The organism is Pusillimonas noertemannii (assembly GCF_003096595.1).
In the GTDB taxonomy this organism is placed as follows: Bacteria; Pseudomonadota; Gammaproteobacteria; order Burkholderiales; family Burkholderiaceae_B; genus Pusillimonas; species Pusillimonas noertemannii.
In genome coordinates this window covers 705343-724099 of the sequence record NZ_QEKO01000001.1, presented here as the reverse complement: position 1 = coordinate 724099, position 18757 = coordinate 705343, and the positions used below count along the sequence as shown (strand labels likewise).

Here is an 18757-nt window from a genome sequence, read left to right as displayed (position 1 = left end):
TCCGCCTCTTCGAATGGAGCTTCGTTGTGAAGTCTGCTCTTAAGTCTGTCCAATCAAACAATCACGAATCCACCTTGGACGCTCGTTACGACCCCAATACACCCAACACATTTCTGAATGGAAACCACGCTCTGATTCGCATGATGCTTGAACAGATGCGCGCTGACCGGAACGAGGGGTTGCGCACGAAGGCCTTCGTAACCGGCTACCCGGGTTCGCCCCTTGGAAGCATTGACATCGCGCTCAAGCAGGCCAAGCCTGTGCTCGAGGCGGAAGGCATCACACACCGTCCCGCTCAGAACGAGGAATTCGCCGTTTCAATGCTGATAGGCACGCAAATGCTCGATGAGCACCCGCATCCGGATGTCGATGGCGTGGTGGGCTACTGGTACGGCAAAGGCCCCGGGCTGGACCGATCAGGCGATGCGCTGAAACACGGCAACTTTGCCGGCACCAGCCATCATGGCGCCGTAGTGATTCTCAGCGGCGAAGACCATGAAGCAAAGAGTTCAACCGTGCCGTACCAGCAAGAGTTCTCGTTTGAGCACCACGGAATCCCAGTCCTCTATCCGTCCAGCATCCAAGAGTTTCTCGACTACGGCTTGCACGCCGCGGCACTGTCGCGCTATTCGGGCTGCTGGGTGGCACTGAAGCTCGTCGGTACACTCTGTGACGGAGGAGAAGTCGTGCAGATGCATCCCAATGGGCTGACGCCACAGCTTCCGCCGTTCCAGCCAGGCGGCAAGCCGTTCGTCCGGATGGCCAATCACCGCTTCTTTCCAGTAAGAAACATCGAGACAGAGCGCAAGTTGTACGACGAAAGACACGCCGCCATACTAGCTTATGCACAAGCCAATGAGTTGAACCGCATCGTTCGCTCCAGCCCTAATGACCGCATCGGATTGATCAGTGCAGGAAAAAGCTGGGCCGATACTCTACAGGCCCTTGAAGACCTCGGCTACGACGATGCCATGCTGCAAGCGCAAGGCATTCGGCTTGCAAAGGTTGGGTTGCTATGTCCCGGTGAACCCGCATTCTTTCGGCGTTTCGCAGAAGGTCTGGAAACTGTCATCGTCATCGAAGAAAAACGCGATTTCCTAGAGCGCCAAGTCGCGGCATCCATCATCGGAACCAGTGTTCGCGAAATACTGGGAAAACACGATCAGCTAGGTCAGCGGCTGTTTCCCATAGAGGGCGGGATGACCAGCGACATCGTCGCAAAACATCTGGCACGCTTGCTTTCACGACAACAGGCATTGCCAGAGCGTGGCCAAACTCGAATCGAATATCTTTACAACAAAACCATACATCGACCCGAAACGCTACCAGGCCGTGCCCCGAACTACTGTTCAGGGTGTCCACATAACGTCTCGACCCTGCTTGCACCTGGTCAGGTGGCTTGGGGCGCGCCAGGCTGTCATCTGTTCGCGGCCTTGATGGACAAGCCGGAAAAAAGAGTGGAAGCAACGACCCAGCTCGGTGGAGAAGGCCTGCCTTGGCTAGGGCTGGCTCCGTATACCAGCCGCCCGCATATCGTTCAGAACGTCGGCGACGGCGCGCTCTTTCATTCAAGCTATGCGAACATCCGCTATGCAATCGTTAGCGGCGCGAACATGACGTTCAAGCTTCTGATCAACGGCGTGCTGGCCAATACTGGAGGTCAAGAAGCCATAGGCGCTAGCGCCATTGCGGATTTGACTGATCGGCTGCTAAAAGATGGTGCCAAGCGGGTGGTTCTTATAACGAAAGAGCCTGGGCAATATGCAAAGCTAAGTCTGCCTGACGAATTGATTCGTCGCCCACCCGAAGCGCTTGAAGCAACAATGAAGGAGCTGGCCGAAATAAATGGCGTAACCATCGTCATTTACGATGGCGCTTGTGCGAATGAGCGTCGCCGGCGCCAAAAGCGCAAGTTGCTACCCCCACCAACCATCTTCACGCTGGTCAACGAAGAGGTGTGCGAAAACTGCGGCGATTGCGGCGCCAAAGCTAACTGCATGTCGTTGCAGAAGGTGTCCACCGCCTTTGGCACGAAAACCCAAATCCACCAGTCCACCTGCAATCAGGACCAAGCATGTATTTCCGGTGAATGCCCTTCGTTCGTAAGCGTGGAAGTCTCGCCTGAGCATGGCCTGCGTAAACCTAAACTACCGAATATAGACCTATCCCAGATCCCTGAAGTTGCGCCCATCGATTTAGATTCCCCCTATCACGTTTATATTCCTGGTTTAGGTGGATCAGGCGTACTTACCGCCAGCGCGATCATCGCGCAAGCCGCAGCTTTGCAAGGGCTTCAGGTTAAAACTTACGACCAGACAGGCGCCGCTCAGAAGTGGGGTGCAGTACTGTCCAGCTTGATATTTACTCCGGCCAATCAGCCATCTCATACCAACAAAGTCGGAATCGGCAAAGCTGACCTGTACCTTGCTCTCGATTTATTGGCCGCAGTCGATCCGCAGAACCTTATGTGTTGTGACACACAGCGCACTCGCGCAGTGATAAACACGGGCGTGTTCCCCAATGGAGAAGTGGTTAGAGATTCCCGCAGAACGCTGCCCGTTGAAGAACTCCGAGACACCGTCGCCGCAGCGACAAACAGGAAGAGCAATTTGATGCTTGATGCCCGCCGTATTGCAGAGGCGCTTTTCGGCGACTTCATGATGACCAACATGGTGGCAATAGGCGCAGCCTGCCAAGCCGGCTGGCTACCTATCGATCCGAGGTATATTGAGACGGCCATCGAACTAAATGGCGTACAGGTACAAGCCAATACGATGGCCCTTCGCGCGGGTCGGCTTTGGGTGCACGATCGATCACGAGTCGAAGCGCTTGGCTCGATGCAAGCGGCGCCGCTTTCCGACCGCAGCCTACGTTTGCAAGAACTGCGCACCAGCGGAAAACTTGCAGCATTGGCGCCGCTCGAAGCCCGGCTGGCCGGCCTGCCTACCGAGCCGCATTCGCGCTTGATGCTGCGAAGCGCTGACCTCGTGGATTATCAGAACAGCGCGTATGCAATCCGGTATCTAAACCGCGTTATTGCAGCATTCGACGCGGAAACCCTTGTTTCAGGCCAAGCAAATGGCTATGCGGTTACCAGCGCAGTCATCGACGGCCTGCACAAGATGATGGCCTACAAGGACGAATACGAAGTGGCGCGCTTGCTGACGCGGTCGACATTCGAGCAGCGCGTGGCAGATCAGTTCTCCGGTCCCGTGCGAGTTCACTACCATTTACAGCCCCCGCTCGCGCGCGTGTTCGGCCTAAAGGGCAAGATACGCGTCGGCCCCTGGCTGCGTCCAGTTCTAAAAACATTATCCAATTTCAAATTCCTGCGAGGCACAGCATTCGATCCCTTCGGTGCAGTAGCGGCGCGCCGCGAAGAACGCGCGCTGCTTGCCTGGTATGAAAAGCTGCTGGATGATGCGCTGCCCATGCTTAAAGCAGGTAATGCTAAGAAAGTGGCAGAAATACTGCGACTACCGGAAACGATCCGTGGCTACGAAACTGTGAAATCTGCAAACGCTAGCGAGGCACAAGTAAGGGCGATTCAGCTGCTGGAAGAATTGCAGCGCCCTAGGCGAATCAATATAGCGGTTACTGAGAGCATATAGACGCCGCCAAGCGACTTTATCTCTTACCTCGATACAAATACTCCGGCACTATGTAGTGCCGGAGTATTAAGGATTCAACCCTCGTCTCGTACCTTTCTCGTTATAAGTATGCTGGCCCACCACCTTACCGCGTCGACGTGTTAACGAAGGGGGCATTCTTCATGGGGCAGTCCCCCCGCAAAAGCGGTGCATTCAGAAGTAGAACTTTCTCATCGAGGAGTTCTACAAGATGAAGCGGTCGAGATTCACAGATAGTCAGATCATGGAAGCGCTCAAGCGGGCTGAGGCCAGCTTAGCGGTGCCAGAGCTTTGCAGGGAGTTGGGCATCAGCACAGGTGCAATTGGGTAGGATCCATCTTGCCGTGCACCCGCACGCACACCCTGTTCAGTTCGATCTCAATGCGGCTGTCCTTCGCCTGCATACCGCCGGTATGTTTTGCCCCGCCCTCGTCGGTGGCGTTTTCGCTGGCTAATCATGCAGCGTGTTCTTCAACGCTACGTTTCCAAGACGCGCCGACAACTGATCAGCCCTGAGGAGTAGCGCACGTGCGACCTTACCGTTTAGAGCCTCGTCGAAAGTTCCAGTCGGCCCAGCAAGCGTAAGTGTCGCGCAAATTGCCCCTGTGTGATTTAGCACTGGAGCCGCAAAGCCACTCATCCCCGTCATGACCTGGTCACTCACACCAGCAATCCTGCTTTTCAGAATATTATCGAGCAGGCTTTGGTCAACAGGCTGCCCCTTTTTCTCAGATGGTACGTACGGACGCCACACTCTCGCCGGCAAATACGCCATAAAAACATGCCCCGTGGCGGAGCCGATAAGAGGTAACCGTGACCCCGCGCGCAGGCCAACAAATACGGCTGATTCTGCGGCCTCAACCGCTATCACGGTCGGACCTTCGCCCCATACACAGAGACACGCCGTGATGCCCAAACTATCTCGTAATTCTCGTATTGCTTGACGCCCTAGTGCATCACTATCCAATGTGCCCAGAGAAGAGATTCCCATCTGCACGGCGAAAGGGCCTAGGCCATAGTGCCCCGTCAACTCTTCCTGACAGGCTAGCCCACATCGGACAAGACTTGCGAGATATCGATGAACTTTTGCACGGGGCATACCCACGGCGTTAGTGACCATTTTCAATGGAACAGGCCGGCCAGCCATTACAAGGGCACGCAGAACCTTCGCGCCAATTTCTACAGCCTGCACACCACTGCTGTCGCCCACTGTCTTTTCTTCTCTGGTCATCGTCATACATTTCTTGCCATTTTTAGAATTGTATACTGTACTCTCAATGCGACCGACACCGCCCGGCACTCAAAGCGACTCTTAAACACTGTGGTTCCTTAAACTGGGTTTAGGTCGGCTTATTGTGGTTCAAATTCCATTGCCCTCGACAATATCCACGTCTGTACTATGGATCATCCCGCCCAAGCCTGAGTGATAAATATTGCGTAATTATGCATGGGGTTCAGCTAATTGTATCTAACCGTCGTGAATTGATGTTTCAAACCTGCTAGGGCACGGGGACGAAACCGTTGCGCCTAGTCACCGCGGAGGAATCATAATGCGTGACGAGCTTGAAGCGCGGTTTGATGAACTGTGGGAATTTTCTCTCTCCACATATAAGATGCAAGGCGTGTCGACGGCATGCCTGAGGCTGCAGGATGAGTACGACCTTGACGTCAATGTACTTCTTTTGTGCCTCTTTGCCGGCTCGCGCGGACATACCCTCTCAGTACAAGATTTCACTCTTATTGAAACGCGAGTTTCGCCATGGCGGAAAAGTATTATTCAGGTACTCAGGGCCGCCCGTCGGTCTTTAAAAAGCGAGCGACGATCTTCTGGCAAAATAATAGAGGATCTATACACAGATGTACTCGCTACGGAGCTAAAAGCCGAACAATATGAACAATACTTAATCGCCAGTACGGTGGCGATTTCCAAGGGGGCATCCGATGCAAGCATTATTTCCCATAATCTCGTGGGCTACTTGCGCGCGTCGGGCACGCCAGCCAAAGAGGACATTCTTTTTGACCTGGCCAAGCTGTTAAGTGGAGTCATGGAGATACAGGTCTGCGACGCAACTTCTATGCTACGCGGAACTGATATCGATATGCGCGAAAATACGAATATCTAACCCCTTTCATATTCGAAATATGGCTCCACGACCAGCAAATCGCGCCGGCTCCCCACAACTGACTTGCGTAGGCGTACGGTGTTTCTAGCACCTCGGATAGATCCGCCTGTGATCAATCTTAAGTGCTTTTCTACGACCCGCTGGGCATTCGCTTAGCAAGCTAAGCGGCGCAGGCCGCATTGCCTCGTATGTTGGCGAGAATAAAGAGTTCGAACGTCAGTATCTGGCGGCCAGCTCGAATTGGCTCACGTCGCATGACACCCTGGCCGAAAAGCTGCACGCCCGCGGCCAGCATCCCCACTATTTTCGCCAAAACCACTGCGGGCCCGATCGGGGCGGTCACGGGGCAAGATAGGTTGCTCAGTAGAGTTCGCACGTCAGGCGATTTGCGACATAGTGATGTATTCCAGCTTGGTCGTCACCAGAACCGCCTCTGTATAGCTGCTATCAAATTCGAGACACGTATAATTCATGGGAACGAATTCGCTTAGGCGCAAGACCAATGTAAACCGTGTGCTGCATCGTAAGTGAGCGAATTTTTGGCGCACTGTGGAGCACCGTTCTACGCCTAGAACTCCGCCAGCGGCAGCTTTTACGGTAAATTCAATTCCCTTCTAGTTCCATTGCGCGAACTCGTAAACTAGGGTTTATACCTCCTCTACATTCGCTACTTCAACGACTATCATTTTAAAGACATGTATTTTATAGCGTAACGTAAGTTTGGTATTTTCGCCGCGTTGCGGTAAGGAGAAGAAATGGAGATAGTCACCGACACGCAGACGCCCACCGCTTTGCCAGACGTCGAAAGTTTTCGGCTGCGCCGCCTAGTCCAGCGTTTCCGTGAAGAAGACGAGCTCGATGTCGTCGGCACGCAGGTAGACTTGATTGAGCTTGGCGCTCACTTGGACGGAAACCCCAAAGCGGTGTTGTTCTGCGCAGCGGGCCCCGAGAAGGCGCAGGTCATCGGAAACGCATTCGGCAGTCGGCGGCGTCTTGCTTTAGCCTTCGACGTGGCTGAGCAGGATTTGCGCGCCGAGGTGTCCCGCCGTCTCCAGACGCCAATACCTCCCGTGGAGGTGCCGTCTAGCGCCGCACCGGTTCATCAAGTGGTCTGGACCGGCGAGCAGGCCGATTTCACGAAGCTACCCGTTCACCTCCAGCATAGCGAAGACGGCGCACCCTATATATCCGCAAGTATCGATATCACTCGCAGTCTCGATGGAAAAAAGCGCAACGTTGGGTATCGACGCATAATGCTGCGGGGACGGCAAGAGGCTGGCATTGATTTGATCGCACCAAGTGATTTGCGTGCCCTCTATGCCGAATATGTCCAACGTAAAGAGCGTATGCCAATCGCCTTTGTTGTCGGCAGCCATCCTGCGGATGGCGTTGCCGCAACGGCCATGTCAGCCGTTGCGGACGAGGTCGATTTGATGGGGGCGTTACGTGGAGCGCCAGTACCCCTTGTTAAGTGCGTGAGCATTGATGCGATGGTGCCCGCTGACGCAGAAGTAGTGCTGGAAGGCTTTCTCGACGAGCGCGGGTGGGCTGAGAGCGAAGGCCCCTATGGTGAGTACCTAGGTTATTATGGTCACATGAAGACCAACCCGGTCTTCCATTTGACTGCTATCACCATGCGCCGCGATGCGCTCTTCCAGACGATAACAATCGGGGGCAAGAGTTTGGATTGCACGGATACCGCGCAGCTCGCCGCGCTACGCACTGAAGCCGCCGCTTGGAGCGCTCTCACCACTGCAGTGCGCGAACCTATCGCCGTCTATGCAACTCCTTCATGCGGTGGTATGTTCAACTTGCGCCTGTCACTCCATCAACGGAATCCTGGAGAGGTGCGCAATGCAATTTCAGCCATTATGGCTTCGAGCGCAGACGTGAAGCACATTTTCGCGGTCGACAGCGACATTGACATTTTTTCCGATGCACAGATGGAGTGGGCCTTCGCCACACGCTTCCAGGCTGACCGTGATCTGGTTGTCGCGAGTGGCTTCCGCACTATGCCACTCGATCCATCCCTTGATGGTCGACGCACGGGCGCCAAGGCAGGCTTCGATCTGACCTTCCCATTCGGCTGGAACCGCGAGACTGAATTCCGTGTACCCGAACCGCCCAAGTTACGCTCCGCGCCGAAGCAGACCGTGCAGGAGGCTCTTAAGACGGGGCCGAAACATTTCCTCGAGCTGATGGAGGCGGTAGGTAGTCGCGATGGACGCGATGTGCTCATCGAACTCGACTCCGTCCGCCAAGAACTCGGCGTAACCCGAGCTGCCGACGGTCGCTATCAATTATCGAATTGAGTCAGATAGGGCTAGGGGGGAATACCCCCAGGCGCCTATCGGCGTGAATGATGTTATAGACACCGTTGACATGTCCACGCAATGTGGAGTCTGTTTTTGCGCTAGGGGATACGGGAGCCCTAGTCCTCCGGAAAATGGTCACAATCGAATTGGTTGCAACATACCCGTCCTCTTCACGTAACCCCCACGGCCTCACACATACCCCGTGAGGGTCAAGTTCCGGTTCCGCATATCGCTCGCTCTACCACCAAACTGGGACAGATCACTTTCTGGCAATTCAAAGCTCCTGGGCCGGGATCAAGAGCATTGAATTTCTATGCAAATGCCTATGCCTCAAAGCCGAAGCCTGAGCTCATTCATATATCAACGCCTTGACTTCTAGATACTCTGACAAGCCCAAATCTCCTTGTTCGCGACCGTTGCCTGACTGCTTGTACCCCCCAAATGGCGCTCTCGAATTCTGGTTCATTGTGTTGATATAAACACGCCCTGATCGGAGGCGGCCCGCCAAACTACGCGCGGCTTTAGGATCCGCAGATTGAATATAATTTGCCAAGCCATAAGGCGTGTCATTGGCGATCTCAACGGCCTCGTCGATATCCGAATAGGAGAGAATCGGAAGAACAGGACCGAATATCTCAGTTCTTGCGATAGTCATGCTGTTACTAACGTCGCCGAAAATAGTGGGTCTGACGAAGTAACCCCGGCCCATGCCCTGCACGCGACCCAGGCCTCCGGTAACCAAGCGAGCACCTTCGTCGATTCCGGCTTTGATCAAACCCTGCACCCGGTCGTATTGAGCTGCGGAAACTACCGGCCCCAGGACTGTATCGGGATGAGACGGATCACCACATATGATGCTCTCTGCAACGATGCGAGCGTGCTCCAGCGCCTCTTCGTAGCGATCCTTGTCCACCAGCAGGCGGGTTGGCGACTGGCACGATTGTCCAGCATTGGCGAACAGCCGACGGATGTTGGCACTTATGGCAGTTGACAGGTCCGCGTCGGGCAAGACGATGTTGACCGACTTTCCGCCAAGTTCCTGGTGTACACGCTTTACGGTTACCGCAGCAGTTTGAGCGACATGTATGCCGGCTCTCGTCGAGCCCGTAAAAGATATCATATCGATATCGGGATGCGCAGCGATCGCGTTGCCGACCGTTGGGCCATCTCCGAAGACTACATTGAACACGCCGGGCGGGACACCGGCATCGTGCAGTATTTCTGTAAACATGATCGCGGACAACGGTGACATTTCGCTAGGTTTCAAAACCACGGTACACCCCGCGGCAAGGGAGTATGCCGTCTTCGCCGCAACCAGCACGAGCGGCCAGTTCCACGCTGTGATGAGACCACATACTCCGACAGGCTCATGCACGACCTCGTAGCCACCCACTGCACATTGCATCCGGAAGCCCTTGAGCGTTTCAATCGCTACACGAAACTGCTCGATCGGCGCCAGCGTCTGCACGTTGTAGGAAAAACTGATCGGAGAACCCATTTCCGATGATATAACTTTCGCTATCTCGTCCGCACGAGACATGTAGATTTCCATGATGCGTGTGAGTAATGCAACCCGCTCTTCGGTCGTAGTTTGAGAGTAGCCAGGAAAAGCCGAACGCGCTGCTGCGACAGCCCTATCGACATCCTCCGCCGATCCCCGTGCGCCAACGCCGATGACCAGTTCTGTTGCTGGATTTATCACCTCGATGGGGTCACCCATCTCAAGCGGCGCAACCCATTTCCCATCGATATAGTGCTCATTCCTACCCAGCATGGTGTGCCTCCTTTTCTCCTAGTTCGTCCGAACGGACGTTCATCGATAAGTTTGTTTTCTGCGCCATGCCCCGAATCAGGTCCGCTGCCCGCTCGGCGATCATGATGACCGGTGCATTGATGTTTCCACCCACCATATCCGGCATGACAGACGCATCGACCACGCGCAGTCCCAAAATGCCTCGGACGCGCAACTCCGTATCGACGACAGCCATGTCGTCATCGATCGCACCCATGCGACACGTACCGAGTGGATGGTGGGCCGTCCAGGCCGTGCGGCGGATGTACTCATCGATCTCGCTTTTTGATCTCACCGCCGTACCTGGTTGAATCTCGCTGCCGCGAAAGGGATCAAGCGACTTCTGCGCCACGAGATCGCGCGTCATCTCTATGCCTCTACGCATCGTTTCCCAGTCCCTGGGCTCAGATAGAAAATTCTGGTAGATCTCTGGAGCGTCTCGGGGATCCGAAGAGCGCAATTTAATTTCACCCCGACTCTCCGGATGAAGCATGACCGGACGACACATAAATGCGTCGCATGGCCTCGGGCGGACCCCTGGAAACCATGGCCGAGATTCAGACGGAATAAACGTGACCAGCAACTGGATGTCAGGTTGCACGAGTGAGGTATCGGTCTTGAGAAACCCCGAAATGGGGCCGGGAATTTCGGTGGCAAACCCTGTGCCAAAGAAAAAGGCCTGAGCCATGGCCATCGCGATGGCATCATAGCGCAGCCGATCGACGAACGGACCATCGCCGTTACGCCCGTACTCGACACCGACCGACAAATGATCCTGCAAGTTCTTCCCCACGCCTTTCAATGCGTGGTGACAAACTATTCCGTGCCTGGCCAACTCTTCCGGATCGCCGATCCCCGACAAGTTGAGTAGCTGTGGTGAATTGATCACGCCACCCGAGAGAATCACTTCTCCAGTGGTGCGAGCGATCTTCATTTCCTTTCCATCAGAATATTCGACGCCAACCGCCCGCTTTCCTTCAAGTATTACGCGGTGCACCAGCGAACGCGTCTTGAGCGTCACATTTCGACGGGTAAGCGCGGGGCGCAAATAGGCAACCGAGGCACTGCAGCGCCGGCCCTTGCGTATGGTCCACTGCAGTCGACAAACGCCTTCGTTGCGGGCGCCGTTGTAGTCTTGTGTGACCCCGTGGCCTGCAGTTTCGCCCGCTTCTAGAAATGCATCGGCCAGAGGATCAACATAATTCGAGGGCACAGTCGTGAGTGGGCCGCCACTGCCGCGATAAGCATCCTCTCCCCCCGCCCAATCCTCGCTGCGCTTGAAATACGGAAGTACATCACGATAACCCCAACCCGCCAGGCCTGATGCCGCCCAGCGGTCGTAGTCCGCACTATGGCCACGAACATAGGCCATCACATTGATCGACGATGAGCCGCCAAGCACCTTCCCCCGTGCGCACTCGATACGACGTCCATCAAGATTCTTCTCAGGCTCCGCAAAGTAGCCCCAATCGAACAACCGTCTGGGGAAGATCCGCCCCCATCCAAGTGGGACCGATATGAGCGGTGATCTATCCGAGCCACCGGCTTCAATGACCAGTACGCTGGCTCCGCCCTCGCTCAACCTGTTTGCTAAGGTACTACCTGCAGACCCGGCGCCAATAATTATGTATTCATATGCTTCAGACCGACTCATCGTTTCAGTTATCCTGTGCGTTCTGCTTCGTTGAGCCACCTAAAAATCGGAGCCAATATTTTTTCAACTCTGTTAACTGAGGGACCTACATTCCTTCTATTGGTATTGAATCGAGGAAGGAATCAGCTAACTGTGGTGACTTGAATCCAGTCGCCATTTGGTCCTCTAATTAGCCCGTTCTCATCTAACTCTGCGAGCGGATGGGTGCGATAGTCTCTCGTGGCATTTGATCGCCGAGATTGTCCAGGTTAAGCAGAATTGCTTCTATGGTGTCTACACTGCTGGGAAAACGCGTGAACCCACTGGCCGCGGTAGCCGTGCGAGACCCGCACAGACTCACAACGTTACCTTCGGCAGGCCGCAAGATTCCGTTTTTTACGCGCGCGCTCTCTGGACCTGCGGAAGGCTAGTGCCCAAGCTCTAAGAACGCAGGCGATAGCCTTCTGCCCCAACCGTGAGTCTCATTTTTTTTGCGGCCGGCCCCTCAGAAGCCACACTTAAAGCGGCTCCTGAGCAGGTGTGCGATCTTAGTTTAATGGCCCCGCTTTAGTCCATTGCCCATCCTTGAGCTCCACAATTACTACATCGCCCTCGTCCAAGCCGACATTGCTTGTCGGAGAGAAACGGAGCGTGTGTATGCTAGGAATCGGATGACTTTGAAGGTATTGTTTGACAGCTTTCGCGTCCGACGGATCTTGTACATTTCTTAGAACGGCCTCGACAGTATCTACGTTTAATTTAGAAATCAAATTGACCATGTCTGGACGCTCGCCGTATTTTTCCTCATACGCCTTAGTAAAGGCGATAGCGCGCTGCTTGTTATCTGGGTTCGTCACGAGTTCAGGCACTAGTGACGAAGCACTTGTTCCCAAAAGGCGCGGCGGCAACATATCTTTCACGACGTCGACAAAAGCAGTACTAAGATTGGCGTAACTGACGACTAGCGGCTGTTGCAAGCCCAAGTTGTAGTAGCTCTTGACGACCGTGGCTGCACCTGCTCCAGAGTAAGTGGAATAAACAATTTTGGTGTCATCACCCACGACGGACGCCAACTGGCTGGATGCGTCGGTTGAGCGTAAATCTATACGAGCGATTTTGAGATCGATTCCCTCTGCGGGAAAAATCTCTTTTGCACTGATCACGCCCACTTCACCGCTGGAGTCGGTAGCCGCAATCATTCCCAAGGTTTCAACGTTATTCTCTTGAAGATACCGTGCTAACGCTTTAGTTAAGTGAGCGTCTGTCGGACTAACCTGGAATACATATGAATCGGGCGTAGGAGAAATATTAGGGGATGGAACGATCATCACCGGACCGTTGGTGACGATTGGCATGATAGCTCGTACACTAGATGTCAAAGTATGAGCCAAAAGCAATTGGCTGCCCTGCGCAATTAGATCGCGAGCACACGCAACTGCCTTTTCTGGTCGGCCCTCGTCGTTACATGTGATCAGCCGAACAGTTCGGCCATCGATGCCGCCTGCCTTATTGATGCTCTCCGACCACATCTTGGAAACTTGGCTGAGCCGTGTTCCCACAGTAGCGGCGGGACCTGACAATGCGGCGACTTCACCGATCACAAACGGCTCGCTCGGTTGAGCATGCGCAATGCTGGAAGTCATAACGACCATTGAGGCAATGACACCCAAAGAACTCGTTTTCAATTTCATGATTACCCTCCCCCTTTCTGACCTATGTTTAGACTTCACGTAATGCTTCCCAACAGATTCGATCTTCATATCTCGCTCTTCCACTCATGACCTACTTTTAGGGATCGTCTAATTGCCGACCCTTAATAAGAAAGGAAGCGTGGTTTGCCGAATGGGTTTTCCGAATGCTTGCGACGGCGCACAAACAGCACCCACCGGCGCCACCAAAACGCTTGCCGCTAAGACATCGCCGACATACGAGCACCCTGTAACGTGATCAAATCGGATGTCGTAAGCGTAACGTTGTAATGATAGGCAGCAGAAGATAACTGAGAGATGACGATATCATTGCCGCCTGGCGTTCCGACCATGCAGTCAATTGGCACAACGGTAAAATAGTGGCGAACATGGAATCCAAGCACCGCGTGGTACACGCAGACGTTCGAGGCCACTCCAACGACTATGATGTGATGCGTCTCAGGAAGGATCCCCATGCGGCCTAATTGTTCGTCCATAGACGTCTTATGGAAGCAATCGTGCGTATGCTTTTCAATGATGGTATCGCCTTCCAATGGGCGCAGTTCATCTATGATGATTGGGCCGCTCGTTCCCTCAAGCAAGTAGTATTCTCTTCCGAAGCGGGTAAAAAGGGGGTCTTCTGGATAGCGAACCGACCGGACGTAAATTATTGGAACATGGTATTCGCGACAACGTTCAAGCAGCGCCGCTGTATTCTGGATAACCGATGGAACCGCCTCCCCAAAGTAGTATTTACCCTCTGGGTGTACGAACTCATTCTCCATATCGACAACTACGACTGCCGTCTTCTTAGAAACCAGTTCGACATTCTGAAAAATTTCGTTTGTATTCATTTCGAGCATCTCCTTCAATCCTCATTGAGCAATTACTACGTGCTACTCGATTAGCTCGGCTACTTGATGGGATCGGCGAGTTTCCACGCGCCGTCCTTATACTCCACTACCCTAAGATCCTTCTCGTTAAGTCCAACGTGATCGGTCTTTGAGAATCGAACGTTCTGGATACTCGGTATCGGATGGGTTTCGAGGTACTGCTTGACTGTCTCAGGATCCGCAGGATCATCTACATTGCGTAAAACTGCGTCGACGGTATCAGTGGTTACCTTGCCCATCAGGTTGATCAGATCCACACGCTCGCCATACCGCGCTTGATATGCAGCGGTGAATTCCTTTATGCGCTTCTGAGTCTCCGGGTCGGAGATAGTTTCCGGCGCTAGCGAACTCACCCCTATCGCTAGTAACCGAGACGGCATATTGTCTTTAATAACGTCCACGAACGCGTTACTAATATTGCCGTAACTGACAATAAGCGGCTGCTGCATACCCAGATTGGAGTAGCTCTTTGCAATAGTTGCCGCCCCTGCGCCGATGTACGACGAATAGACGACTTTCGTGTTACCCGAAGCCACAGCTACAAGCTGGCTGGACGCATCCGTCGCCCGAAGATCGATCCGCGCCAAATTCAACTTAATTCCGGCTTCTGAGAAAACGGCTTGCGCCTGCTTGACTTCGACCTCGCCGGTGGAATCAGTAGCAGCGACCATCCCCAATTCGTCCACATTATTCGAAGCTAAAAAGCTTGACATAGCCTTCATGAGGTGGACAACGGAAGGACTTACGGTGAACACATAGCTATCGGCGGCCGGTATGACGGTGGGCGACGGCATGATCATCGTGGGACCTTTCTCTACGACGGGTATGGTCGCAAGAATGCTTGGCGTAACTGAGTTATTGATTATGAGAATGCTACCTTTATCGATCAGGTCGCGAGCGCAGCTCACAGCCTTTTCTGGTTTACCTTCATCATTACAAGTATTCAGTTGTATCTTCCGGCCCTTTATTCCCCCATTAGCATTAACGGCGTCAACCCACATCTTGGTTACTTGATTCAGTCGGTTTCCCACCGTGGCGACAGGACCGGAGAGTGGGGCGATTTCGCCGATAACCCAACTGTCGTTCTGCTGAGCATTGCCGGGGCCGGAAAAAATCATCGCAGCGCACGCGGCACTTATGGAAACTGCAGAGGTAATCTTCATGTCTCATCCTTTTATCTATTGTTCAACTGCTGTCTCCCCTCGTTTGGGGAAGCGCTGTTCAATAACAGCGCATATATTTGTTATTAAGGAAAAAGAGAAATCTGGACAATTAAGATCTAGATTTTTTCTGTAGCGGCCACCTCAATCAATCGCCCCGACCGCATCTCCAAGATACGATCCGCAACGCTCTCAAGAAACGCCGAATTCTGCTCCACGACGACCATAGCGAATCTACCTTTAAAATCGACGAGCAAGTTCTTCAGCATATTCACGATGACCGGGGCCAAGCCCTGAGTCGGTTCGTCCAGCATCATGACCGAGGGGGCAATTAATAATGCTCGAGCAATCGCCAGCATTTGTTGCTCCCCTCCACTTAAGGAGCTGCCTGGATTAGCTCCTCTTTCGCCTAACTTTGGAAATATGCTCAATACTTCTGCCAAACGGCCAGGAAAGACATCGGCCGGCGTTCGCGATGGCAATGAGGCCCTTGTGAGCTCCAAATTGTCGCGCACCGACAACCCAGCAAGAACCTGGCGCCCCTCAGGCACAAGAGCCACGCCATTTCTTGCGCGGCGAAATGCCGGCCAAGTGGAGATGTCGTTGCCGTTCAACAGGACCTGGCCGGCGTGCTGTGGCAGCAGGCCGACTATAGTTTTGAGCAACGTCGACTTTCCCGCCCCATTCACACCAAGAATGCCCACCGTTTCGCCGGGGTTCAATGTAAGTGACAGATCTCGAGACACAGCCAGTTGGCCGTATCCTGTACCAAGGCCTTTTACTTCGAGTACTGGCGTCATGTTAAGGCTCCAAAATATGCTTCCTGAACTTTTGAGCTGCGCATAACGTCTTCTACGCTACCCGCTGCTATGACATTTCCACCATCCAGCACTACCACGGAATCCGCCACTGACTTTACGAATTCAAAATTGTGCTCTACCAACAATATTGCTGCGCCCGTACTTCTCAATTTATTCAGCATCGTTGCAAGATGGCTGACTTCATCCTCTGTTAAACCCACAGCAGGTTCATCCAACAGTAATAGGGGTGGGGAGCCAATCGATGCTCTTGCGACATCAATTAGTTTGTGAGACCCAATGCTTACTTTATGGACCGGCTCGTTTGCGTATTTTTCCAGGCCATACTTGATCAACTGACGATAAGCGGTGTTGTTGATCTCGGCCTCATGCTGGCTACCAGACAGGTTGTCGAGGCGCATAGCGACGTTCTGAAGAACCGTCATTTCTGGAACTAGGCGAGGTGTCTGAAACGATCTTCCTGCTTTCGTCGCCCGCTTGAAAATGGGTGTATTTGAAAGGTCATGGCCCTGCAAGGATACTTTGCCGGTATCTGGCCTTTCGATCCCGCTTATCAAATTAAACAAGGTCGATTTCCCGGCGCCATTAGGACCTAGTAAAGCGACAATTTGACCATGGCATACCGTCAGACTGACGTCGCTAACAGCGACAAGCCCGCCGAACCGCTTGGATATATTGGATACTTCAAGACAAGTCGTACCAGGTGGTCTGGTAGCGGGACTGGGACGGACCTCATCGTCGATATCGGCGTTCAAGGTGAGATGAACAGGTCCTGAAGCGGTACGGGAGCGGACCGCTTTACGCCACCAACTTGCAATTAATCCGGACAGCCCCTGAGGTGCATATAATACGACCAGGAAGAACGCCAACCCATAGATTAGCAATTCATACTCATCCGCTGCCCCGGCAATAGCAAACAGCCATTGCACTAAAACCGCACCTAAGACCGGACCAAACAAAAATCCAGCGCCCCCGATGACGGTCATGGACAGATATTCCAGAGACATGTTCACGCCACCACTTTCTGGAACGATAATACCGACAAAAAAAGCCATGAAGACACCGGACACCGCGGCATAAGCCGATCCGATTATAAATATACGCAGCTTTACCCTAGCAACGTTGATCCCCAGGACCTCGGACGATAGTTCATCATATCGAATGAGCTTTAAAGTTCTGTATGACCCCCCTACCGTCAACCTCCGGTAAATCAATAAGGACACCGCCAGCGCAATCAACGAAAGTGCATACCAATATTCGGGCTCAAGTCTTATAGCTGAGACGAGAACGAGCCCTGAAGCGCCTCCCGTAAGGCTAGGGAAGGCGCGGGCCAGCCCTTCTGTTACAAAAGCAAACCCCAATGAGCCGATCGCGAAGTACATGCCAGGCAGCCGAATAAAAATTAATCCGAGCAGACCGGCGAGTGCAATCGCAATAACTAACGCCAGAGGAATCGAAATAAGCCAAGGCAAGCCCAATGCATAAAGTATGGCACCGAGGTAAACCGGCCACGCAAAAAAGGCGGCGTGTCCGAGTGACAACATACCGGTTAAACCATAAATCAAATTGAGACCAACCAATGATATGGCGGTGAACGAGACCAGCGTCGCCAGCGTTAAGGTCCAGGCGGGAATCCCGAAATAGGGACTCAGAGCGAATACTATGGCGCCAAGAAAAAACGCCCACGCAGGAATTGAGGCTCTCATGCTCGCACGCCTCCGCCGAATCGAATTGATCTGCTTTGCCATAAAGCAACGGCGATTAATAAGCCAAACATAACGGGGTCCTGAAAAAGAGCGCCGAAGAACACGATAACCATCGACTCGAAGATGCCCAAGAACAATCCACTTACTACAGTGCGGCCTGGCGACATCCCAGCAATAGCTGCCGCTATAAAGCCGCGAGTCGTCATGGCAAGGCCGATTTGGTAGTCGATCGCAATCAGAGGAACGAGAAGCACCGCCGACACGGCACCCAGTACTGCGGCAACCGCATACGCGATCATTCTGGCTCGATTGACGTCAATTCCTAGCAATTGCGCTGCTTGTGAATTCTCTGCGGTGGCGATCAACTCCTTTCCTATTCTCGTTCGAGAGAGGAGATAAGTAACGGCAATTGAGAGCCCAAAACCGATCACGATCATTGCCACGCCTTGGCGTGGAATCACCCCACCGGCTATGCGCACTGGTGCTCCAGTAAACAAACTCGGAAAGGACACAGGCTCAGCGCCGATCAGCAATATAACTACGCCCCTTACTAGAAAAGCCGCACCCAGAGTGATCAGTATCAATGCCCCGATGGGCCAATGTCCCCGGGGCTGCAAAGTGAACCGCTGCAAGGCGCAATACAAGAGCCCTGTCAAGAGAATAGCCACGGCAATAGCGGCCCAAAGCGGAGCCCCGAGCTGCAGCATAAACACGATGGCAACAGTAGCAACAACAAAAGTTTCGCCATGCGCAAGATTGAGAACGCGGGAGGTGCGGAAAGCCAAGACAAGGCCGATACCAAGAAGCGCATATGTCGCGCCATTCATCAATCCGCTAAACAATCCTTGGACGTACGGGTTCATGCAGGCTCCTTGCAACTCAACGGACACTCGAGCCAGCTTATTATTTTCACAGCTATTCTCCTCAGATAAATTGATTGCGTTTTGATCTAAGGCGATCTGCAGAACAGCGCCTTATAAATATGACCAGAGCCAGCCCT

The 18757-nt window shown here is 53.4% G+C and carries 12 protein-coding genes and 2 pseudogenes; 5 read left to right on the top strand and 9 right to left on the bottom strand.

From position 1 onward, the window contains the following. Positions 1–26 precede the first annotated feature (26 nt). Together C7440_RS03360 and C7440_RS03355 are read left to right on the top strand one after the other, a co-directional pair. On the top strand, positions 27–3611 hold the full coding sequence (locus tag C7440_RS03360; RefSeq protein ID WP_116517471.1) for an indolepyruvate ferredoxin oxidoreductase family protein: 3585 nt from the start codon (positions 27–29) through the stop codon (positions 3609–3611). A gap of 229 nt (positions 3612–3840) precedes the next feature. After that, positions 3841–3945: pseudogene (locus C7440_RS03355) on the top strand (transposase); the annotation flags it as partial. A gap of 135 nt (positions 3946–4080) precedes the next feature. On the opposite strand, the gene C7440_RS03350 reads toward C7440_RS03355, so the two are convergent. Continuing rightward, positions 4081–4866, bottom strand: coding sequence for an IclR family transcriptional regulator (locus C7440_RS03350; protein WP_116517470.1), 786 nt, complete (start codon positions 4864–4866; stop codon positions 4081–4083). Positions 4867–5179: 313 nt separating this feature from the next. Between C7440_RS03350 and C7440_RS03345 the strand changes: the two genes are divergently transcribed. The 3 genes and pseudogenes from C7440_RS03345 to C7440_RS03335 all read left to right on the top strand — a co-directional run bounded on the left by C7440_RS03345 (position 5180) and on the right by C7440_RS03335 (position 8064). Beyond that, complete coding sequence (locus tag C7440_RS03345) at positions 5180–5752, top strand: TIGR02444 family protein (protein WP_116517469.1); 573 nt, start codon at positions 5180–5182, stop codon at positions 5750–5752. Between the two features lie 178 nt (positions 5753–5930). Continuing rightward, a pseudogene (locus tag C7440_RS20270) lies at positions 5931–6090 on the top strand (succinyl-CoA--3-ketoacid-CoA transferase); the annotation flags it as partial. A gap of 417 nt (positions 6091–6507) precedes the next feature. After that, positions 6508–8064, top strand: coding sequence for a UbiD family decarboxylase (locus C7440_RS03335; protein WP_116517467.1), 1557 nt, complete (start codon positions 6508–6510; stop codon positions 8062–8064). 352 nt (positions 8065–8416) lie between these two features. On the opposite strand, the gene C7440_RS03330 is transcribed toward C7440_RS03335, so the two are convergent. From C7440_RS03330 to C7440_RS03295, 8 genes are all read right to left on the bottom strand, one after another. Continuing rightward, on the bottom strand, positions 8417–9841 hold the full coding sequence (locus tag C7440_RS03330; protein ID WP_116517466.1) for an aldehyde dehydrogenase family protein: 1425 nt from the start codon (positions 9839–9841) through the stop codon (positions 8417–8419). Next, on the bottom strand, positions 9831–11513 hold the full coding sequence (locus C7440_RS03325; RefSeq protein ID WP_116517465.1) for a GMC family oxidoreductase: 1683 nt from the start codon (positions 11511–11513) through the stop codon (positions 9831–9833). The genes C7440_RS03330 and C7440_RS03325 overlap by 11 nt, the downstream gene beginning before the upstream one ends. A 527-nt stretch (positions 11514–12040) precedes the next feature. Further along, positions 12041–13183 carry an ABC transporter substrate-binding protein gene (locus C7440_RS03320; protein ID WP_165832434.1) on the bottom strand — a complete coding sequence of 381 codons (1143 nt, stop codon included), beginning with the start codon at positions 13181–13183 and terminating at the stop codon, positions 12041–12043. 218 nt (positions 13184–13401) lie between these two features. Next, complete coding sequence (locus C7440_RS03315; RefSeq protein WP_165832433.1) at positions 13402–14034, bottom strand: cysteine hydrolase family protein; 633 nt, start codon at positions 14032–14034, stop codon at positions 13402–13404. A 59-nt stretch (positions 14035–14093) separates the two neighbouring features. After that, positions 14094–15236, bottom strand: a complete 1143-nt coding sequence (locus C7440_RS03310) for an ABC transporter substrate-binding protein (RefSeq protein WP_116517462.1) — start codon at positions 15234–15236, stop codon at positions 14094–14096. Positions 15237–15352: 116 nt separating this feature from the next. Continuing rightward, the gene (locus C7440_RS03305; RefSeq protein ID WP_116517461.1) at positions 15353–16033 is read right to left on the bottom strand and encodes an ABC transporter ATP-binding protein; all 681 of its coding nucleotides are present in this window, start codon (positions 16031–16033) and stop codon (positions 15353–15355) included. Then, a complete protein-coding gene (locus C7440_RS03300) occupies positions 16030–17757 on the bottom strand; it encodes a branched-chain amino acid ABC transporter ATP-binding protein/permease (RefSeq protein WP_165832432.1) in 1728 nt (575 codons plus the stop codon). Before C7440_RS03300 ends, C7440_RS03305 begins: the two co-directional genes overlap by 4 nt. Continuing rightward, positions 17754–18620, bottom strand: coding sequence for a branched-chain amino acid ABC transporter permease (locus C7440_RS03295; protein ID WP_116517459.1), 867 nt, complete (start codon positions 18618–18620; stop codon positions 17754–17756). The genes C7440_RS03300 and C7440_RS03295 overlap by 4 nt, the downstream gene beginning before the upstream one ends. Between the last annotated feature and the right edge of the window lie 137 nt (positions 18621–18757).